The sequence below is a fragment of the Streptomyces sp. NBC_00306 genome (assembly GCF_036169555.1).
Classification (GTDB): Bacteria; Actinomycetota; Actinomycetes; order Streptomycetales; family Streptomycetaceae; genus Streptomyces; species Streptomyces achmelvichensis.
This window is the reverse complement of sequence record NZ_CP108032.1, coordinates 5,186,862-5,201,949: the sequence shown is the minus strand read 5'-3', so window position 1 is coordinate 5,201,949 and position 15,088 is coordinate 5,186,862. Positions and strand designations below refer to the sequence as shown.

The following is a 15,088-nucleotide window of genomic DNA, read 5'->3' as shown; positions in this document are numbered from 1 at the left end:
CGGAAAGCGGCGCACAGCACGACGCCGCCCGGCTACGCTCTTGCGTCTGCCGGGCGGCGCCAACTGCCTTATTCGGTGCTAGATCTGGCCTTCCTCGAGCATTTCGGTCACCAGCGCGGCGATCTGCGACCGCTCGGACCGGGTGAGGGTGACGTGCGCGAACAGCGGATGGCCCTTCAACTTCTCGACCACGGCGACGACTCCGTCGTACCGCCCCACGCGCAGATTGTCCCGTTGTGCCACGTCGTGCGTGAGAACAACCCGGGAATCGGCCCCGATTCGGGACAGAACGGTCAACAGGACGTTCCGCTCGAGGGACTGGGCCTCGTCCACGATGACGAACGCGTCGTGCAGCGAGCGGCCCCGGATATGGGTGAGCGGCAAGACCTCGAGCATGCCGCGCCCCAGGACCTCCTCGATCACTTCACGGCCCGCCACGGCGGAGAGCGTGTCGAAGACGGCCTGCGCCCAGGGGCTCATCTTCTCGGCCTCGGTGCCGGGGAGATAACCGAGCTCCTGCCCGCCCACCGCGTACAGCGGCCGGAAGACCATCACCTTCTGGTGCTGTCGGCGCTCCAGGACCGCTTCGAGTCCCGCGCACAGCGCGAGGGCCGACTTTCCGGTGCCGGCCCGGCCGCCGAGCGAGACGATGCCGACGTCCGGGTCGAGGAGCAGATCGAGGGCGATGCGCTGCTCGGCGCTGCGGCCGTGGATGCCGAAGGCCTCCCGGTCACCGCGCACGAGCCGGACGTTGCCCTCGGCCGTGATCCTGCCGAGCGCCTTGCCGCGCTCGGACTGAAGGACCAGTCCGGTGTGGACGGGCAGCTCGGCCGCCTCGGGGACGTAGAGCGTCTCCTCGCTGTAGAGCAGATCGACCTGTTCGGCCGAGAGCGACATCTCCGCCATTCCGGTCCAGCCGGAGTCGGTGATGGCGAGCTCGGCGCGGTACTCCTCGGCCAGCAGACCGACGGAGGAGGCCTTGATCCGCAGAGGCAGGTCCTTGGAGACGACCGTGACGTCGTACCCCTCGGCCTGGAGATTGCGCGCTACCGCCAGGATCCGTGAGTCGTTGTCCCCCAATCGGAAGCCGGCCGGAAGGACGCCGGGATCGGAGTGGTTGAGCTCGACACGGATCGTGCCGCCGAGGTCGCCCATGGGGATGGGGGCGTCGAGGCGTCCGTACCGGATTCGGAAGTCGTCCAGCAGGCGCAGGGCCTGACGGGCGAAGTAGCCGAGTTCCGGATGGTGCCTCTTTGCCTCCAGCTCCGTGATGACCACGATCGGGAGCACGACTTCGTGCTCGTCGAAGCGGGTCATGGCGTTCGGGTCGGCCAGCAGGACGCTGGTGTCGAGAACGTAAGTGCGCCTGTCGGGCATGCGGCGCTTAGTGCTGTTCACCACGGAAGGACGTACCCCCTCGGACGAGGTCGGGCTGCGACGGCGTCGCGGGCGACTGGGCCGGGCTCTGGCCACGATGCGCGGGCCGAGCACCGGCCCTCCGCGCGGTCCGCACAGGGGGTGCGTTCCTTCGTGTGCAAAGGGCCTCCCGGGTGAGCGGTCTCGGCCGCTCACTGAGATACGACGTTCGTGGATCGGACGTCGACCTGGAAGGGATATTCCCTCGAACACGCGCAGCCATGCCATGGCATATGACGACGTGTGGGTGAACAGAGGGTGATCAGCGCTGCGAGAGCCCCGTGGGGACCTCAGTTTCCGTAGCGGCGATGGCGCGCGGCGTAGTCACGGAGGGCTCGCAGGAAGTCCACCTTGCGGAACGCCGGCCAGAAGACTTCGCAGAAGTAGTACTCCGAGTGGGCGCTCTGCCAGAGCATGAATCCGGACAGCCGCTGCTCGCCGCTGGTGCGGATGACCAGGTCGGGATCGGGCTGGCCGCGGGTGTACAGATGTTCGGAGATGTGTTCGACATCGACGATCTCGGCCAGCTCCTCGAAGCTGGTGCCCTTGTCGGCGTGCTCCAGAAGGAGGGAGCGGACCGCGTCCGCGATCTCCTGCCGGCCGCCGTAGCCGACCGCGACATTCACCAGTATTCCGTCGATGCCGTCGGTGGCCTGCTCGGCCTCCTTCAGCACGGACTGGGTGCGGGCGGGAAGCAGGTCGAGCGTGCCGACGTGGTGCACGCGCCAGCGGCCGTCGGCCGCCAGGTCGCGGACCGCGTTCTCGATGATGCCGAGGAGCGGGACGAGCTCCTTCTCCGGGCGGTCCAGATTGTCCGTGGACAGCAGCCAGAGGGTGACGACCTCGACATCGGTCTCGGCGCACCAGCCCAGCAGCTCCTGGATCTTGCTGGCGCCGGCCTTGTGACCCTGTTCGGCGGTACCGCCGGATGCCTTGGCCCAGCGACGGTTGCCGTCCAGGATGACGCCGATGTGCTTGGGCACCTGGGCGTGGTCGAGTCGGCCCTCCACCCGGCGTGCGTAGAGCCCGTACACCAGGTCACGCAAGTTCACGCCAGTCCACCTCTCGGTTCCGTCGGGCTCACCCGCCCTGTACCCGGGGCCCGGCCCGTGGCGCGGCCGCCGTCGGGCGCCGTGCCCCGGGTGAACGCAGCACCGGCCTCGGCCCCCGCCGGGCGGCAATCCCCGAAGCCGCAACAGTACTGCGCACGGGCCACGGCCACCCAACCCGGTCTGTCACAAGTCCGTGATAAGGAGGGATACGTGACTCATACCTCCCCGTACCTCGCTTCTCCCGACCGCTACGACTCGATGGAGTACCGCCGCTCCGGCCGGTCGGGGCTGAAGCTCCCCGCGCTCTCGCTCGGCCTGTGGCACAACTTCGGCGACGACCGCGCGCTCGACTCGCAGCGTTCCATCCTGCGCCGCGCCTTCGATCTCGGCGTGACGCACTTCGACCTGGCGAACAACTACGGGCCGCCGCCCGGTTCCGCCGAGCTCAACTTCGGCAAGCTCTTCGCGCAGGACTTCGCGCCCTACCGCGACGAACTGGTCATTTCCACCAAGGCCGGCTATCTCATGCACCCGGGGCCGTACGGCGAGTGGGGATCCCGCAAGTACCTGCTGTCCTCGCTCGACGCGTCCCTGGACCGCATGGGGCTCGACTACGTCGACATCTTCTACTCGCACCGCTTCGACGCGAACACTCCTCTCGAGGAGACGATGGGCGCGCTGGCGACCGCCGTGCAACAGGGCAAGGCGCTGTACGTGGGCGTCTCCTCCTACACCGCGGAGCAGACCGCCGAGGCGGCCCGGCTGCTGAAGGAGATGGGCGTCCCCGCCCTCATCCACCAGCCCTCCTACTCGATGATCAACCGCTGGATCGAGGACGACGGGCTGCTCGACACCCTGGAGAGCGCCGGCATGGGCTGCATCTCCTTCGTGCCGCTCGCGCAGGGCCTGCTGACGGGCAAGTATCTGAAGGGCATCCCCGAGGGCTCGCGGGCCACCCAGGGCAAGTCGCTGGACCCGAAGCTTCTTTCCGACGAGGTCGTGCGCCGGCTGAACGGGCTGAACGACATCGCCGCCGGGCGCGGTCAGTCGCTGGCGCAGCTGGCCATCAGCTGGGTGCTGCGGGATCCGCGGATGACGTCGGCCCTGATCGGCGCGTCCAGTGTGAAGCAGCTCGAGGAGAACGTGGCGGCTCTGGCCGGTGCGCCTCTGAGCGAGGAGGAGCTGCGGGAGATCGACGTCTACGCGGTCGACACCGAGGGCACCAACATCTGGGCGGGCCGCAGCTGACGGCTGACGCCGCGTGAGGCCGGGGGAAGCGGTGGCCGCGCACCGGCGGGGAGGGGGCGGAAGCCGCCCACTGCCGGGAATTGCGGGTGCCGCACGCGCCGGGACAGAAAACGGGCCGGTCCGTGGGGGGGATACGGACCGGCCCGAGGGGGGGTTTCCACCATAACCCTTCGTAAGTGATGCTGCGTGCCACGCCGTGCCGGAACTACGCCACGGATGCGGCGAACGGAGGGCCCCTTGTAGCCCGGGAGCCCGGAAACCAGGGGCTTTTGGGCTCTTCGGGCATCCCGGGTCGTACCCCTCAGGGGGGACCCGGGGTACGGGCGCGCCGTTGACGCGGTGACGGCGTGTAGGGAACGGAGGCCCGTCAGCCGGCCCGTCAGGCCGACGGTTCCTTCGTCTTGTTGGCGATGATCTGCTCCATGAAGGTGTCTCCCCACACCCCGAGCGGCAGCAGCGCGGTGTTCAGCGCCTCCCCCAGTTCGGTGAGGGAGTACTCCACCCGGGGCGGCACCTCCCGGTAGACCTCGCGGTGCACCACACCGTCCGCCTCCAGCTCGCGCAGCTGCTGGATGAGCATCTTCTCGCTGACGCCGCCGACATGGCGCTTCAGCTCCCCGAAGCGGTGCGTGCCGTCGTGCAGCGCCCACAGGATGAGCGGCTTCCACTTGCCGCCGACGACATCCACGGCGGCATCGAGACCGCAGCTGTACGCACTCTTCGCCTTGGCCACGGCAACTCCTCCGACACGCTCGATACTTACCGTTTCGCCAGTACACCACTGTTCGCGGATCGCGGTCCGGAACGCGGACAGGATCTGGCCTGTACGGCTCCTACAGTCCTGTCATGACGACGCGCGAAGTGACATGGACCGAGGCCTCCGCCCGCAGGCTCCGCCGCCAGGGCCTGGTCACCCCCGCCCAGGACTCACCCGCCCGGATCACCGCCGCCATGCTCGGCGCACACGCGCAGGTCCTCTCCGCCGCCGAGCTGTCCGTCGCGCTGCGCCTGGACGGCGGCGCGAACAGGACGGGCGTGCGCGAGGCGCTGTGGACGGAGCGCAGTCTGGTGAAGACGTACGGACCCCGTGGCACCGTCCATCTGCTGGCGGCCGAGGACATGCCGATGTGGACCGGGGCGCTCTCCGCGATCCCCACCGGATCGAACCCGATGCCGCCCGATGTGCGGATGACGGACGAGCAGACGGAGCAGGTCCTGGCGGCCATCGGCGACGCACTCACCGGCGCGGAGCTGACGATCGACGAGCTGACCGAGGCGATCGTCGAGCGCACCGGTCCGTGGGCGGGCGATCGGGTGATGGAGGCCTTCCAGGACAAGTGGCCCCGGTGGCGCCAGGCGACCCATCTGGCGGCGCACCGCGGGCTGCTCGCCTTCGCCCCCAACCGCGGGCGCAAGGCGACCTGCACGAACCCCGGCGTCACCCCGATGGAGGGGCCGGCCGCGCTGGAGGTCCTCCTGGAGCACTATCTGCGGGCGTACGGGCCCGCCACACCCGCGCACTTCGCGAAGTGGCTCGCCGCCCCTCGCTCCTGGGCGGCCGGGCTCTTCGCGTCATCGGCGACCGACGGCCGGATCGAGGAGGTCGCGTTCGCGGGTGAGCGGGCATGGGTGGCGGCCGGGGACACCGGCTTCGCCGACGAGGCACCGCGCGGGGTGCGGTTGCTGCCCTACTTCGACGCGTTCACCATCGCCTCGCAGCCGCGAGAGCTGCTCTTCCCGGGCGCCGCCCGCGAGCGGGCGCTCGCAGGCGGTCAGGCCGGGAACTTCCCCGTCGTCCTCGTCGACGGAGAGGTCCGCGGGGTGTGGCACCAGAAGCGGTCGGGGAAGCGGATCGCGGTCACGGTCGAGCCGGTGGGGAAGGCGCTGGAGGGCGCCCGGACGCGCCGTGACCTTCAGCGTCAGGTGGAGCGGGTCGCCGAAGTGCTGGAGGGGACGGCGGAGCTGACGGTCGGTACGGTCACGGTCGGGCCGCATGCCTGAGCGGCGGTCGGTACCGTCACGGTCGGGCCGCATGTCTGAGGGGTCGGTACGGTCACGGTCGCGCCGCATGCCTGAGGCGCAGCAGGGTGATGCCGTCCTTCTCGGCGATCCGCTCGTAGCCGTACCGGCGCTCGGCGGCGTCGAGTTCGGCGGCCTGCTTCTCGGGCGGATAGGGCCAGTGGCCGGTGCGGTACGGCCAGGCCTCGGGCGCCTCCCGGTCGTGGATGATCCACTCGGCCGTCGGGCGCGGCAGCCGGTCCTTGTCGTACTCGTAGAGCCGGGCGTCGACCGGGAAGGTCGGGAAGAGCACCACGTCGCAGCGTGAAGTGAGCTGGGGGACCATGCGGTTGGAGGCGGCGACCGACGCGCCGTCGGGGATCTTCGCCAGCAGGGAGCGGGCGGCCTCGATGTGCGGTGTGGTGCGCCAGGTGGCCCGCTGCGCCAGCTGGGCCAGGGGGAACGACGGCAGCATCACGACGGTGACGGCGAGGACCGTGGCGAGGGACGCCCTCACCTGCCGCGCGGCGAGCGGGTGGTCGGCCGCACCCCAGCGCCGCAGGGTGTCGATGAGCCCGGCGAACACGATCGGCATCAGAACGGCGCTGTAGTGGAAGGACGTGCCCCAGTGGAAGCCGTTCTGGGAGAGCATCCGCCAGGCGAGCGTGGGCACGGCCAGCAGGGCGAGCGGAGAGCGCAGGGCAAGCAGCGCCGAGGGCGCGAACACCAGGATGAGCGTCATCGCCTTGATGTCCGGGCGCAGCGCGTCGAGCGGGGCGAAGACGAGGGTGCCGAGCAGGGTGGAGTGGCCGCCCTCGCCCAGGTTCACACCATGGGCATAGCCGCCGGCCGGATTGAACGCGGGCAGCAGCACCTTGATCTCGATCACCGAGGCGACCACACCGGCGGCCGCGGTGACGACGCCGAGAAACCGCGGCCCCTTCCAGGCGACGAAGCAGCCCAGCGCGGCGAGCGTGAGGCCCAGGTCCTCCTTGACCAGGACCAGCGGTGCGGCCCAGGCCACCGCGGCTCCCCAGCGCCGCCGGCCGAGTGCGACGACGGCGAACGACAGCAGCGGCACGGCGAGCGCGACCTCGTGGAAGTCGAACGCGGCGGCTGACGCGATGCCCCAGCTGAGCCCGTACCCGAGGGCGACGGCGTGCGCCGGCCGCCGCCCGAGCACCCGCTGCGCCCAGGCCACCAGCGGTACGGCGCCGAGCGCCAGCAGCGCCGACTGGGCGAGGAGCAGACACAGCGGGGACGGCCAGAGGCGGTAGAGCGGGGCGAGGACCGCGAGCGCGGGGTGGAAGTGGTCGCCGAGCAGATGGAAGTTCTCCCCGCGCAACGGGACGATCGGGGCGCGCAGTTGGGAGTAGGCGCGGATGGCCTGCTCGAAGATGCCGAGGTCGTAGCCGGTGGTGCGCAGCAGCAGATGACGGCGCACGGCGACGGTGGCGTAGAGCAGGAAGAAGGCCGCCGCCCAGCTCCAGGGGAGGAGGGCGGCGGGGAAGCGGGCAGCGGTGCGGGTTCCGGGCTCCGGCGAGGGCGCGGGGACGAGGGATCGCAGGACGCTGCGCCGAACCGCCGAGTTGTCAGAAAATGTCCGCATATCTCCGAATGCTAGTGCCGGGAGCGGCACTGGACGGGCTTGACCGCCTCGATGAGGAAGCGCGTCGTCGTGGCGACGAAGGGTCCCTCGGACTCGATCCGTTCGTGGAGCGCCGCGAGCCGCGGACGGTACTGCTCGACCGTGAACCCGGGGACCATCCAGATGACCTTGCGCAGGAAGTAGACGACGGCCCCGATGTCGTGGAACTCGGTGCGCAGCGACTCCGCCCGCAGATCCACCACGTCCAGACCCGCGGACTCGGCCGCGGCCCGCGCCGCCCCGGGGTCGCGGACGCCGCGCACCTCGGGCGGCTGCGGCCCGAGGAAGTACTCCACCAGTTCGAAGACGCTGGCCGGGCCGACCTCCTGCGAGAAGTAGGTGCCGCCGGGGCGCAGTACGCGGGCGATCTCCTGCCAGTACGCACGGACGGGATGGCGGCTGACGACGAGGTCGAACGCCTCGTCGGCGAACGGCAGCGGCGGCTCCTCGGGATCGGCGACGACCGCCACGCCCCTCGTCCGCAGCAGGGCGGTGGCCTTGGCGACGTTCGGCGGCCAGGCCTCCGTCGCAACGGTGAGCTGTGGCAACACCGGTACGGAGGCCAGGACTTCACCGCCACCGGTCTGGATGTCCAGCGCCGCCGAGGCCCGCGCCATGCGCTCGCCCATCGACCGGGCGTACCCCCAGGAAGGGCGCTGCTCGGTGGCTCTCCCCTCCAGCCAGGAGAAGTCCCATCCCTCGACGGAGACGGCCGCCGCCTCCTCGATCAGGTCATCGAACGACCGCGGTGTGCCGTGCTGCTGCGCTGTCATGACAGGGCGTGTCCCGTGGTGCTGTCGACATGGCCGGGGATCTCGCCCTCGTGCCGGTCGCCCGTCGACTTCGTACCGGACGGCTCGAACATGAGGATCGAGCCGCCGGGCGACGACGGCTTGTGCTCGGTTCCCCTGGGCACGACGAAGGTGTCGCCCTTGGTGAGCTCGACGGTGGACTCGGTGCCGTCGGCGGCGCGCAGGGCGATGTCGAAGCGGCCGTCGAGCACGAGGAAGAACTCGTCGGTGTCCTCGTGGACGTGCCAGACATGTTCTCCGGCGGTGTGGGCGATGCGTACGTCGTAGTCGTTCATCCGGGCGACGATGCGCGGGCTGTAGACGTCGTCGAAGGAGGCGAGCGCCTCGATGATGTTGACCGGCTCGGTGTCCATGGGACCGATACTGCGCGCCGCGGCTGCACTTGTCTTCTCGTTATGGGCGACGCGCGGTGTGCGGCGTGCGGGTGGGGACGGCCGGGTACGTGCGGTGTCAGCCTCGTACGGCGAGTGCGCCGAGCAGCAGCCCCAGCAGGGCTCCCGCCATCATGAACGGCCCGAAGGGGATCGCCGTCCTGCGGCCGGCGCGGCCGAGGGCCATCAGCACGACCCCGTAGAGCGAGCCGAACAGGAAGCCCGCGAAGGCGCCGGCGAAGAGCACGGTCCAGCCGTACCAGCCGAGGACGACGCCCAGCGACAGCGCCAGTTTGACGTCACCGAAGCCCATGCCGTTCGGATGGATGACGAAGAGCACGAAGTAGGCGCCGCCGAGGACGAGTCCGCCGAGCAGTGCCGTGGTCCAGGAGCCGGCGTGGCCGGACAGCAGTGCCACCGGCCCGAGGAGAAGTGCGGCCGCGGCGGCCAGCGGCAGGGTCAGCCCGTCGGGCAGCCGGTGTACCCGGAGGTCGACGACCGCGAGCAGTACGGCGAAGGGCACGATCAGCAGCCAGACGGCCAGTTCGGGGCGGACCCCGGTGGCAGCCGCCACCGCGACGCAGGCCGCGATGGTGACGAGGGGGACCGTGACGGGCGTCGCGGGTGCGTCCGGGGAAGGGCCCGCCACACCGTCGGCCGCCCGGCCGGACACGGCCGGTACCGCCGTCGCGCACGCCGCGCACCGGACTCCGCCGATCCACCCGCGCACCGGACCGGCGAAGCGGTGCCCGGAAGGACAGCTGTCGCGCCAGGGCTCCCCCGGCTCCACGGAGATCCGGTACGCGGCGCGGGGCACGAGCAGGCCCGCGGCGGCACCCCACAGGGCGGCGACGGCGAGCAGCGTGGCATACACGGCAAAGAGCGTAAGGGCCCGCTCCGGCCGCGGTCATGGGTCCGGGGGCCCACTCGGGGCTTCCGGGCCCACGGCGGGAAGGCCGGCGCTACGGTCTACGACCATGAGCGGACGGCGTCGGTGGCGGGACGGCACGGGGGTGTTGCGGGTGGCCGGGCGCGACGCCGCGGTGCCGGTGGAGATCGCGGCGACGTACGGTCCGCGACGGCGGGGGCTGCTGGGCCGGGAAGGGATCGACGGGGCCATGCTCCTGACGCCGTGCAACAGCGTGCACACCTTCCGGATGCGATTCGCGATCGATGTGGCCTATCTGGACCGGGAGTTGCGGGTCGTGCAGGTCCGGACGATGGGTCCGGGGCGGCTCGGGAGGCCCCGGCTGCGGGCGCGGCATGTGCTGGAGGCCGAGGCGGGGGCGATGACGGAGTGGGGTGTCGTCGCCGGGGCACGGCTCACGATCGAGACGCCGGGGACGGCGGGGACGGTGGGTCCGGAGCCGGCTGACCGGTGATGCCCTCGGCCGGGCGGGCCGGGGTCTACCAGGCTGCGGGCTTGGCACCTTCACACTGCGGGCTCGGTCCTTCCGCGCTGCCGGCTTGGTCCTTCCACGCTGCGGGCTTGGTCCTTCCACGCCGCCGGCAGGACTGCATCAGGCGGCGAGCCAGGCGGCCCGGCCCGTGCGTTCACCCGGCTGTCTATGACGGCGGTCTGCGGGTCGGCACCGTACCGAGCCGGGGCCACCGCTGTCGGACCCGGTCACGCACGTCTCCGGCGAGCGCACCCAGCGCGCCCAGTGCCTCATGGCCCCCGGCCATCCCGGCGACCACGCCGAGCCGGTGCAGCAGCCGCTCCCGCGCGGTGACGGTGCCCCACGTCCAGTCCTCGTCCAGCGCGCGGGCGAGCCGGTCGACGGTGCCCCGGCGGGCGCGCTCCACCAGGGCGTCGCCACGGATCAGCCAGCCCGCGCAGGCGTCGGCGAGATCACCCGCGACCTCGGTGCCGGTCGCCGCACGCCAGGTGGTGCGGTACATCTCCTCGGCCTCGGACAGCAGTGGCCCGGCAGCGTCGGTGACGCACCAGCAGGTCGGGAAACCGATGCGCAGATACGCCAGTTCCATGAGGCCGTTGCCGAGGCAGGCCTGCTCGAAGTCGACGAAGCGGATGCCGTCGGGGGTGTGCAGATCGTTGCCGGGGCAGGGGTCGCCGTGCAGCAGTGCGCTGCGTGCAGCCGGTGCTCCGAGGCGGTGCACCAACGCACCGAGTTCGTCCTCCGCCGCCGCCGGGACACTGGCACCGAGACGCCGGGCGAACGCCAGGAACGCGGTGACATCGCGCTCACCGGGACCGGTCCACCGGGGCAGCTCCGTCTCGTCGCCGGTGGCCGCGGCATGCAACCGGGCGAGGCCCTGTGCGTAAGCGATCTGCCATCCCTCGCCGGGTGTCCGGTGTTCCACGTGCTCCAGTACCAGCACCCGAGAATCCGGGTCCGCGCCGAGCAGGCGTGGCACCACCGCGGGACGTACGCGTCCGGCGGAGCGCAGGGCCGTGATCTCACGGCGGAAGCGTTCGTCGGCCGCGGCGTCGGCTGCCGCTGCACCAATTGTCTCGCCGGTTGCTTCATCGGCTGCTTCATCGGCGACGAGCTGCTTCACCACGGCGGCTGTGCCATCGACCAGTTCGACGCGCCAGACCGCCGACCGCGGGCTGCTGTCGAGCAGCCGCTCCCGCCGGGGCGGACCCAGCTCGTCCCGCAGCCGGTCACCGAACGGCACTGCCACGCGCGTCCCTCCTTCGCCGGCACACCTGCCTGCCGCAGGCCGCCGACCGGGCTGCCCGGGACCCCGTCAGGCCGTCAAGCCGTCAGCCGTCAGACCCAGGGCAGCCGCGCGGGTCGCCGTCGCCACCACCAGCCGCGGTCCGCCATCGCAGATCCCGCCTTGGTCAGGCGCCCGAGCAGCTCTCCCCCGTCGTCCGTGGTGTGCGTACGGAAGAGTATGTCGAGCGTCTCGGCGGAACGAGCGATTTCCTCGGCCAGGGTGCCGTGCACGGTGGACAGCCGCTCGGCGAGCCCGTCGCGGGTACGCAGGTCCTCCAGATACAGCTCCTCGGGGTAGCGGCCGGTCGGCGCCCAGTCGGCCTCGATCCTGCGGACGAGACGCTCCCAGAGCAGCAGTTCCTCGCGGGCCCGGTTCTCCGGTCCGCGGGCCGGTGCGCTGCCGTCCGCGTCGGTGAGGGCGGCGAAGGCGTCCGCCACCGGGGTCGGCACCTTCTCCTCGCGGAAGATCTCCGGCAGCAACTGGACGCGCGCCGAGGGCAGTTGGGCGACGGCGGTCTCGACGGCCTCGACCTCCACCACCACGGCTCCGCCGTTCACGCCCGCCTCGACCACACGGGCGCGCGTCACCGTGCCGTCCGGAGCGGCCGCCCAGTACGCGGACGGAACCGCCTCCTCGGCGGGGTACAGCACCGTCGTACCGCTCAGGGCGGCGAGGCTCCGCGCCGCCTCCGCCTCGTCCGGGGGGTCGGGCACGGCGTCCGCGACGGACACCTCCCAGGCGAGCGCGACATCACCGGCGACCGCGTGATAGCCGCAGAGCACGAGCGCGTCCCAGTCGCGGCCGCTTCGGTCCTCGGCCGAGTCCTCGTCGGCGATGTCGACCGCCGTGGAGGGCACCCCCACCGCCCGCGCCAGCGCCACCGCCATGGCGGACACGGTCAGCCGGTGGACGGTCAGAAAGCTGTAGATCACGAAGACGTCCCGTCGTCGGCCCGGTCCGCACGGTCGGCGGCAGGCCGGCCCGACCGGTCCCCGCGCTCCATCCGCGGGCCGAGGAGGCCTGTCCGGGGGCGCGGCAGCCCCCGGCACACTCGACGGCGGGCCCGACGCGCAACCCCGTGTGGCGACATGAAGCGACGGTAAGGAGCGGATGTGCCGGGGTCATGGGCCCCCGGGCCCAATCGTGGGCCCCCGTGACCTGGGCCTTGTGCCCGACCTGCGGCGGCGACGGCCCAGGAGGCCCATGCCGCCCGGCCCACTCAGTGGGCGCGCGGCTCCCATGGCAGAGGCGGCTGCCGTACATGGCGCCCGCGGCTGCGGCGGGCCAGCAGGGTCCAGGCGGCGAGGATCAGCACGAGAGCTGTGCCCAGGCCGATCCCGGTGTAGCCGACGGCCCGGTACAGCACGCTGTTCCGGGTGCCGCCGCCGGACGCCACCCGCCCGTCCTGCGCGGCCGCCCGGTCCGCGTCGGTGAGCCCGAAGCCGGCCGCGACGGCGTCACCTCGGTACGCCGGGCCTTCGACGCGATCGCCCTCGACGCCGACCCGCAGGGTCAACGGCAGTGCGGTGTCCACCCGTTGGTCGAGCGAGACCCGGACGTAGTACCAGCCGGAGAACCGCATGGCGCCCGTGTCGTCCCGGGGCGAGGTCCGGTTGGCGAACGCGGCGGGTGCCGTGCCGAGCGACACCTTCGAGGAACTGCCCCGGTACCCGGCCGCCGCGTTCTTGACGAACCCGCGGCCCGTGTTGAACAGCGTCAGCCGCAGGCCGTCCGGGACGGACGCGGCCCGGCCGGTGGCCGTACCGGCGAACTCCGCCTCGAGGAAGACCTGTTGACCCCACTCGACGGGCACCTTGTAGAACCGGCTCTCACCGGGGCTCAGCCGGTCCTTCCACACGCCGTGGCCGACGGCGGGCGCGTCGTTGAACCCGGATCCGCCGTCGACGCCCTTCGCCGTACCGGTGACGGGCTCCGCCGGGCGCGTCGCCCAGGAGGACGGCCCGGGCGTCTCCGTCCCCGCCCCGACCCCGGGCTCCGTCATGTACTTCAGCTCCAGCGGCCAGTCGCGGGCCCCGGAACCGGCTCCGGAGCCGATCCACTCGACGCTGTAGACGTAGTCACCGGCCTCCTGGCACTCCCGGCCCCGACCGATGCGCCGCGTGGCGTAGTCGGCGACGGGCCGGGCGGTGGAGCTGCCGAACGTGACGTCGTTGCTCACGCTGCACTTCTCACCGTCCGCGGACTCCAGCGTGATCCGCACGCCGTCCGTGGCGCCGACCGGGCTGCCCGGCGGCGGAGCCAGTACGGCGGAGACATAGGCGTTCGACACGTCGTCGAGCACGACGCGGTAGAACTTCCGCTCCCCGGCGGAGACCGTGTCGGTGTACGTCCCGGGCCGCAGCCGCGGGCCCTCGGCGCTGGCTGCCGCGCCGTGGACGGGCTTCGCGTCCGGGGCGGTCCGGTAGGCGGCGGCCGGGCCGCTCGGGGAGACCGCGGCGGCGGGGGCCGGCACGAGGAGAGCACCGGAGACGACCGCGAGGAGAACTCCGCGGAGCACCTTCACCGTTGCCGCCCCCACCCGTCTCATCCGTGCGCTCCTCGGCCCACTCGGTCGACAGCCGGCCCGCAGCGTACTGCGGGCCGGCTGCGGGACGTACGGCGGGAACGCGTTCAGTTGGTGCCCCCTGTCGGGAATGAGACCTCCACACGACGGTTCTTGGTCCGGCCCTCCTCGCTGGAGTTGTCCGCGATCGGATAGTCCTCGCTGTAGCCGCGGACCTCGTAGGTGATCCCGGCGTCGTCGAGCTGCCCGCTGAGCACCCCGTGCACGGCGTCGGCCCGCTTCTTGGACAGGACCCGGCCGTGCTCGTACGTACCGAGGTTGTCGGTGAACCCGAAGACTCGGACCTTCTGGGCGTTGTGCTTCTTGATCTCGGCGACGATGGCGGAGATGCGGCCGTTGGCCTGGGGGGTGAGCTTGGCGCTGTCCTTGCCGAACAGGACCTCGGCCTGGAGGGCGAACTTCAGTGAGGACGTGGTCTCTTCACGGCGCTCCTCGCCGCCCTCGGTCTCCACGATGGAGACGATGTCCAGCACGCGCGGCTGGGCGAGGGTGGCACCGTCGCGCATCTTCAGACCGGGGTTGCTGCCGTCGATCTCGGGCGGGGTGTACGTCGACTCGGTCCCGGGCGGGACGCTCGGGTCGTCGTCGACGGGGACACCCGACGCGGCGGGGGCGGTGGTCAGCTGGATGCTGGTGAAGAGGAGCAGGGCGGCGAGGGAGACGGGTGCCGCACGCATCAGGAGATCTCAATCGTGGCGGTGGGCATGAGGGGAACCTGCACGTCGACCGTGCGCGTGTCGCTCGGCGGCGCGGGGAACTGGGCGAAGAAGTCGACGCTCTTGCCCGAGCCGATGCCGCTCAGACCTGTGGTCGTCAGGGGATATCCGTCGGTGTCCCGAAGCACGTAGTAACGCTTCTTGCCCACCTTGTCCACGAGGGTCATGCCGGCGAACGAGGGGCCGGTCCGTTTCACCTGGCTCTCCTCGCCGTTCCACTGCAGCGGCGGGAACTGCTGTTTGCTGCTGGTGTTCTTGAGGCTGCCCGAGACCGTCAGGAAGCCGCCTTCGTCCCGCGCGGCGCTGTGAATGGTGATCTGGAAACCGTTGCTGCCGTTGATGGTGGCCAGGGTCTTGCTGGTGTCCGGCACCGTATTGCCGCCGTTGTCCGACGACCCATCCGGCTTCTCCGGCGCGGTCGACGTCGCGCTGTTGTCCTTCTTGTCGTCGGATCCCCCGCCGTCTCCACCGCACGCCGTGAGGGAGAAGGACAGCACCCCGGACACAAGGACGGCGGTCACTGCCCTACGGGTCGTCGATCCGTGCCGAGTACTC

At 71.5% G+C, this 15,088-nt stretch carries 15 protein-coding genes; 3 read left to right on the top strand and 12 right to left on the bottom strand.

Features of this window, described 5'->3' with window-relative positions:
- Positions 1-78: 78 nt before the first annotated feature.
- Together OHA05_RS23335 and OHA05_RS23330 are read right to left on the bottom strand one after the other, a co-directional pair.
- Positions 79-1,401, bottom strand: a complete 1,323-nt coding sequence (locus tag OHA05_RS23335; protein ID WP_313944367.1) for a PhoH family protein — start codon at positions 1,399-1,401, stop codon at positions 79-81.
- Between the two features lie 305 nt (positions 1,402-1,706).
- Positions 1,707-2,468 (bottom strand): isoprenyl transferase, encoded by a 762-nt coding sequence (locus tag OHA05_RS23330; RefSeq protein WP_313944368.1) that lies wholly within the window; start codon positions 2,466-2,468, stop codon positions 1,707-1,709.
- 210 nt (positions 2,469-2,678) lie between these two features.
- Here OHA05_RS23330 and mgrA point away from each other — a divergent pair, with 210 nt between their 5' ends.
- Positions 2,679-3,716 (top strand): L-glyceraldehyde 3-phosphate reductase, encoded by a 1,038-nt coding sequence (gene mgrA, locus OHA05_RS23325; RefSeq protein ID WP_313944369.1) that lies wholly within the window; start codon positions 2,679-2,681, stop codon positions 3,714-3,716.
- Positions 3,717-4,095: 379 nt separating this feature from the next.
- Here mgrA and OHA05_RS23320 read toward each other — a convergent pair whose 3' ends face one another.
- The gene (locus tag OHA05_RS23320; protein ID WP_327680748.1) at positions 4,096-4,449 is read right to left on the bottom strand and encodes a winged helix-turn-helix transcriptional regulator; all 354 of its coding nucleotides are present in this window, start codon (positions 4,447-4,449) and stop codon (positions 4,096-4,098) included.
- Positions 4,450-4,562: 113 nt separating this feature from the next.
- Between OHA05_RS23320 and OHA05_RS23315 the strand changes: the two genes are divergently transcribed.
- Positions 4,563-5,717 carry a winged helix DNA-binding domain-containing protein gene (locus OHA05_RS23315; RefSeq protein ID WP_328861626.1) on the top strand — a complete coding sequence of 385 codons (1,155 nt, stop codon included), beginning with the start codon at positions 4,563-4,565 and terminating at the stop codon, positions 5,715-5,717.
- Positions 5,718-5,769: 52 nt separating this feature from the next.
- Here OHA05_RS23315 and OHA05_RS23310 read toward each other — a convergent pair whose 3' ends face one another.
- The 4 genes from OHA05_RS23310 to OHA05_RS23295 form a co-directional block, all read right to left on the bottom strand.
- Positions 5,770-7,323, bottom strand: a complete 1,554-nt coding sequence (locus OHA05_RS23310) for a DUF2079 domain-containing protein (RefSeq protein ID WP_328861625.1) — start codon at positions 7,321-7,323, stop codon at positions 5,770-5,772.
- Between the two features lie 11 nt (positions 7,324-7,334).
- Positions 7,335-8,135, bottom strand: coding sequence for a class I SAM-dependent methyltransferase (locus OHA05_RS23305; protein ID WP_313944373.1), 801 nt, complete (start codon positions 8,133-8,135; stop codon positions 7,335-7,337).
- Positions 8,132-8,527: a cupin domain-containing protein gene (locus OHA05_RS23300; protein WP_313944374.1), complete on the bottom strand. Its 396-nt coding sequence runs from the start codon at positions 8,525-8,527 to the stop codon at positions 8,132-8,134. The genes OHA05_RS23305 and OHA05_RS23300 overlap by 4 nt, the downstream gene beginning before the upstream one ends.
- A gap of 97 nt (positions 8,528-8,624) precedes the next feature.
- Positions 8,625-9,419 (bottom strand): A24 family peptidase, encoded by a 795-nt coding sequence (locus OHA05_RS23295; protein ID WP_328861624.1) that lies wholly within the window; start codon positions 9,417-9,419, stop codon positions 8,625-8,627.
- Between the two features lie 103 nt (positions 9,420-9,522).
- Between OHA05_RS23295 and OHA05_RS23290 the strand changes: the two genes are divergently transcribed.
- On the top strand, positions 9,523-9,927 hold the full coding sequence (locus OHA05_RS23290) for a DUF192 domain-containing protein (RefSeq protein ID WP_328861623.1): 405 nt from the start codon (positions 9,523-9,525) through the stop codon (positions 9,925-9,927).
- 184 nt (positions 9,928-10,111) lie between these two features.
- Here the strand turns inward: OHA05_RS23290 and OHA05_RS23285 are convergent, their stop codons facing one another.
- The 5 genes from OHA05_RS23285 to OHA05_RS23265 all read right to left on the bottom strand — a co-directional run bounded on the left by OHA05_RS23285 (position 10,112) and on the right by OHA05_RS23265 (position 15,039).
- On the bottom strand, positions 10,112-11,194 hold the full coding sequence (locus OHA05_RS23285; RefSeq protein ID WP_328861622.1) for a phosphotransferase family protein: 1,083 nt from the start codon (positions 11,192-11,194) through the stop codon (positions 10,112-10,114).
- Between the two features lie 89 nt (positions 11,195-11,283).
- Positions 11,284-12,165, bottom strand: a complete 882-nt coding sequence (locus OHA05_RS23280) for a hypothetical protein (RefSeq protein ID WP_328861621.1) — start codon at positions 12,163-12,165, stop codon at positions 11,284-11,286.
- 287 nt (positions 12,166-12,452) lie between these two features.
- The gene (locus OHA05_RS23275) at positions 12,453-13,781 is read right to left on the bottom strand and encodes a hypothetical protein (RefSeq protein ID WP_328861620.1); all 1,329 of its coding nucleotides are present in this window, start codon (positions 13,779-13,781) and stop codon (positions 12,453-12,455) included.
- 83 nt (positions 13,782-13,864) lie between these two features.
- Complete coding sequence (locus OHA05_RS23270) at positions 13,865-14,494, bottom strand: OmpA family protein (RefSeq protein ID WP_328861619.1); 630 nt, start codon at positions 14,492-14,494, stop codon at positions 13,865-13,867.
- A complete protein-coding gene (locus tag OHA05_RS23265; RefSeq protein ID WP_328861618.1) occupies positions 14,494-15,039 on the bottom strand; it encodes a hypothetical protein in 546 nt (181 codons plus the stop codon). Before OHA05_RS23265 ends, OHA05_RS23270 begins: the two co-directional genes overlap by 1 nt.
- Positions 15,040-15,088 lie beyond the last annotated feature (49 nt).

Excerpts from the sequence above, each read along its gene's own strand:
- OHA05_RS23270 (WP_328861619.1), bottom strand. The coding sequence starts at position 14,494 with ATGCGTGCGGCACCCGTCTCCCTCGCCGCCCTGCTCCTCTTCACCAGC.
- OHA05_RS23275 (WP_328861620.1), bottom strand. The coding sequence starts at position 13,781 with ATGAGACGGGTGGGGGCGGCAACGGTGAAGGTGCTCCGCGGAGTTCTC.
- OHA05_RS23315 (WP_328861626.1), top strand. The coding sequence starts at position 4,563 with ATGACGACGCGCGAAGTGACATGGACCGAGGCCTCCGCCCGCAGGCTC.
- OHA05_RS23290 (WP_328861623.1), top strand. The coding sequence starts at position 9,523 with ATGAGCGGACGGCGTCGGTGGCGGGACGGCACGGGGGTGTTGCGGGTG.
- OHA05_RS23310 (WP_328861625.1), bottom strand. The coding sequence starts at position 7,323 with ATGCGGACATTTTCTGACAACTCGGCGGTTCGGCGCAGCGTCCTGCGA.
- OHA05_RS23305 (WP_313944373.1), bottom strand. The coding sequence starts at position 8,135 with ATGACAGCGCAGCAGCACGGCACACCGCGGTCGTTCGATGACCTGATC.
- OHA05_RS23300 (WP_313944374.1), bottom strand. The coding sequence starts at position 8,527 with ATGGACACCGAGCCGGTCAACATCATCGAGGCGCTCGCCTCCTTCGAC.